Annotated in this window: 4 protein-coding genes; 2 read left to right on the forward strand and 2 right to left on the reverse strand. The window is 45.6% G+C overall.

Features of this window, described 5'->3' with window-relative positions; all coding sequences use genetic code 11:
* A partial coding sequence (locus IM322_RS00375) for a helix-turn-helix domain-containing protein (protein ID WP_287638506.1) occupies nt 1-250 on the reverse strand: 250 nt, incomplete at its 3' end.
* An 83-nt stretch (nt 251-333) separates the two neighbouring features.
* On the opposite strand from IM322_RS00375, the gene IM322_RS00380 reads away from it, so the two are divergent.
* Complete coding sequence (locus tag IM322_RS00380; RefSeq protein WP_287675846.1) at nt 334-993, forward strand: S8 family serine peptidase; 660 nt, start codon at nt 334-336, stop codon at nt 991-993.
* A gap of 147 nt (nt 994-1140) precedes the next feature.
* On the opposite strand, the gene IM322_RS00385 is transcribed toward IM322_RS00380, so the two are convergent.
* On the reverse strand, nt 1141-1461 hold the full coding sequence (locus IM322_RS00385) for a DUF3155 domain-containing protein (protein ID WP_286826857.1): 321 nt from the start codon (nt 1459-1461) through the stop codon (nt 1141-1143).
* Between the two features lie 394 nt (nt 1462-1855).
* Between IM322_RS00385 and IM322_RS00390 the strand changes: the two genes are divergently transcribed.
* Nucleotides 1856-3112, forward strand: a complete 1257-nt coding sequence (locus IM322_RS00390) for a GAF domain-containing sensor histidine kinase (RefSeq protein ID WP_287675845.1) — start codon at nt 1856-1858, stop codon at nt 3110-3112.
* Nucleotides 3113-3458: the final 346 nt, after the last annotated feature.

Genomic DNA, 3458 nt, shown 5'->3' on the forward strand with positions numbered 1-3458 from the left:
AATGTCTTAACCCTTGTTGCAAAGGTACACAGCTTACTTCATTGAGAAAGTCTAATTCTTCTTGCTTTTTCCAATCGGTTAGCATTGAAGACGTTTGAGCGTATCCTACTCTTTCTTGCTTTTCGTACCATGCTTGTGTTCTGAGATGGAGAGCTTTGTTGTAAACTAATCTTACACAGCCCAAGGTGCGCCGCAATAGCGACTCTTGTTCTGGTGTGGGGTAAAATCGGTAAGAATAAGCTTTTTCCATGTCTCACATTTTAGCATATATTTGGTAAATGCGCTAGTATTTAACGGTAAAGCCGTCGTAGAACGACGGGGTTTCAGACCCAAATTTTCGATGACGTTTATGGCTGGAACTTTGCCAATGGCAATAATAACACTTTAGATGGCAACCGCCATGGTACTCATGTGGCGGGAACCATTGCTGCTGGTAATAATGGTTTCGGAGCCACTGGTGTGGCCTACAATTCCAGAATTATGCCAGTGAAAGTTTTGAGCGATTCCGGTAGTGGCAGCTATAGTGGCGTTGCCCAAGGAATTCGCTACGCGGTAGATAACGGTGCTGATGTAATTAATATGAGTTTGGGGGGTGGTAGCACTGACAGTGCAGTTCAATCGGCCCTCCAGTATGCCAGCAGTCGCGGTGTTATCGTGGTTATGGCCGCCGGTAATGAGGGGGCAGCTCAACCCGGTTATCCCGCTTCCAGCGCCACCTTTTGGGGTCTTGCCGTCGGTGCCGTTAATAGTTCTAACCAGATGGCTTCCTTCTCCAATCGTGCTGGCTCTAATTCCTCAATGATGTATGTCACTGCCCCCGGCGTGCAAGTGTATTCTACTCTCCCTAATGGTAGCTATGGTTTCTTGAGTGGAACCTCCATGGCAGCACCTCATGTAGCTGGAGTGGTGGCCTTAATGTTGAATGCCAATCCTAATCTGACCGATGCTCAAGTACGTCAAATTATTACTGCCACAGCAGGTAATGTCGCCTAAAACTTGGCTGTTTTTCGGCCTCAGATTTCTTATCTTCAGCCATCAGCGAAAAGCTGATGGCTGATTCCTAGGTCTCAGACAAAAAAAACTCGTTTACTTTTCGGTAAACGAGTTTACTTTCCATGATACCATTAATAGTCCTTTGAGTTATTTGGCAACTGCTACCGCCGCTTTGACGGTCTGAGGCTGGGGCTGCAGGTCGCGCAAACTTGGGAAAAGGAAGTGGTTTTCCTCCACATATTGCGCTCCAAACAGTCCTTTTTCAGCCCAGAAATAGCGATCGGTTGTATGCTCGTTACGCTTAACAATCAATAAAGCTGGTGGGCTAATGCCTATAGCTTGAATGTACTTGCGCGCCGCAGTTACAGGTTTATCTTCGCCACTTTCAATACTATACTGGGGTATGAGTTCAAGTATCTTACGTCCTTCTTGACGACGGCGACTTTTACGTTTCCGTTTTCTGGCCAACCCAATTACCTCCTGTTTTGGCTAATCGCTGTAATGGTAATGATAGTTACAAAAGCCGTAGCGATTATATCCCTTCTAGACCAAGAAATCAAGTGTCCCTCACAAACTTAATTACAGACAAGTTTGACTAGAAGCTAGACTGAGACTAGGTTTAAGTTTTTCTGACGAAAACACTGCCCCAAATCCCGATACAAAACTTATTATTCTTAAACTTTTTTTAATATATACCGTGATCCACCCCGAAAATAGTGACCAAACCCTTGTCCTAATTGCTTTTTGCCGGTTGCCCTCGACTCAAGAGGAGGGTCATTCTCCCCTATGTAAACTGGGAAACAAAACTCGCAACCCTAGCTGTATCTAGGTTTTCTGATTTTTTACTTTTTACTTTCTTGGTATGCCCTTCTCCTCCCCCTCCCGGACTCCCCTGAGTGATGATTTTATTGCCCTCTGTCAGGCACAGATGGAACTTTTGCGAGAGCAAATGGAAACGGACAGAAGTGCGGTTTATTTAAATGAACCTTTATCGAGTAATTTAATTCCAGTCGTTGTTTATCCGCCTTTTAATCCCCCTTCTCCCCAAAAAAAGCGGCTTTCCTTACAACCGGGGCAACCGGCGGCAGACTTGTTAACTGCGGTTAAGTTAGAAGATTTATCCCACCTCTGGGGTAATCAGGAGACCGTCAGCAGTCATCGCTTGTTTTTACCCTTAATGTATGAAGAGGGCATGATCGGATTATTGGTGACAACCAGAGAAAAACGACCTTGGCAAAGTTGGGAATTAACCCGGATGGAAAAAATCACCCAAACCCTCGCTTTGGCCTGTGTACTCGATCGCCAATTGGGAGAAGAACGTTATTATCGACAATGGCAAAGTCAGCGCCTCGATACCTTTCTCCATCAAATCCGCAATCCTCTCACCGCTTTAAAAACCTTTGGTAAACTTCTGCTCAAAAGGCTTTTAGCCGAAGAAGGTAACGATCCTGCCATTACTGGTATCCTGAGGGAAAGCGATCGAGTTCGGGACTTAATCGCCGAATTTGAGGCACAAATTGAGCAAGAAAGCGAAAATTACCCCACTGTCGATATTCCTCTCCTGCAAGCGCAATCTTCCCCCACCGCCTTTCTCTTGCCTGCTGGCAGCGGCCAACTAGCTCCGATCGATCTCCATGATATTCTCGATCCGCTGCTCCTTTCGGCCCAAGCGGTAGCCAAAGAGAGAAATCTCCGTCTAGAAACGATTCACGGGGAAGACATACCACTTATTTGCGCCAATATCCCCGGTTTGCGGGAAGTATTCAGCAATTTAATTGATAATGCCCTCAAATATACTCCTGCTGGCGGAAAAGTCATCGTCGAGGTGCAGAATGTTAAGAATAGTGTAGAAATTGTTTTTAAAGACACGGGTTATGGTATAGCGAGGAGCGATCAAGAAAGAATTTTTCAACGTCACTACCGGGGGGTGCAAGCAGGGGGAGATATACCCGGTACAGGATTGGGTTTAGCGATCGCAAAAGAATTAATTACCAGCATGGGGGGGACGATTGAATTTATCAGTCCCAATCCCGAGCAAACAAGTTCCCTCTACCCCGGCACGGTTTTTCGGGTTCATATACCAGTTATACCCGATGATAACCTCAGTATAGAGGGATGATCTGGTCGTCAATTCTGCCTATTTTCTCGATCGGGAGATTCCTGGGGCGATCGGTTAAAATATATGGAAAATATCAGTGTCAATGGTAACTTGGCTGTGAACCAAAGAATTAACAGTAGCTAGAGACAATCAATTACACACATCTAAGTAGGGTTTGCTGAATAAATCTAAAAACCTTATCCAACAAGGTTTTTAGACTTTTTTCCCCTCAAAAAGTGCCGCCCCTTGGAGTGATTGGGGGGAAAATTCCGGGACTTTTTCCCTGAAAATTAGGTAATTGACCACCTGAAAATGGGTAAAACCCCACACCCCACACCCCAACCCCCAACCCCCAACCCCCAACCCC

Source organism: Microcystis sp. M109S1 (assembly GCF_020247025.1).
In the GTDB taxonomy this organism is placed as follows: Bacteria; Cyanobacteriota; Cyanobacteriia; order Cyanobacteriales; family Microcystaceae; genus Microcystis.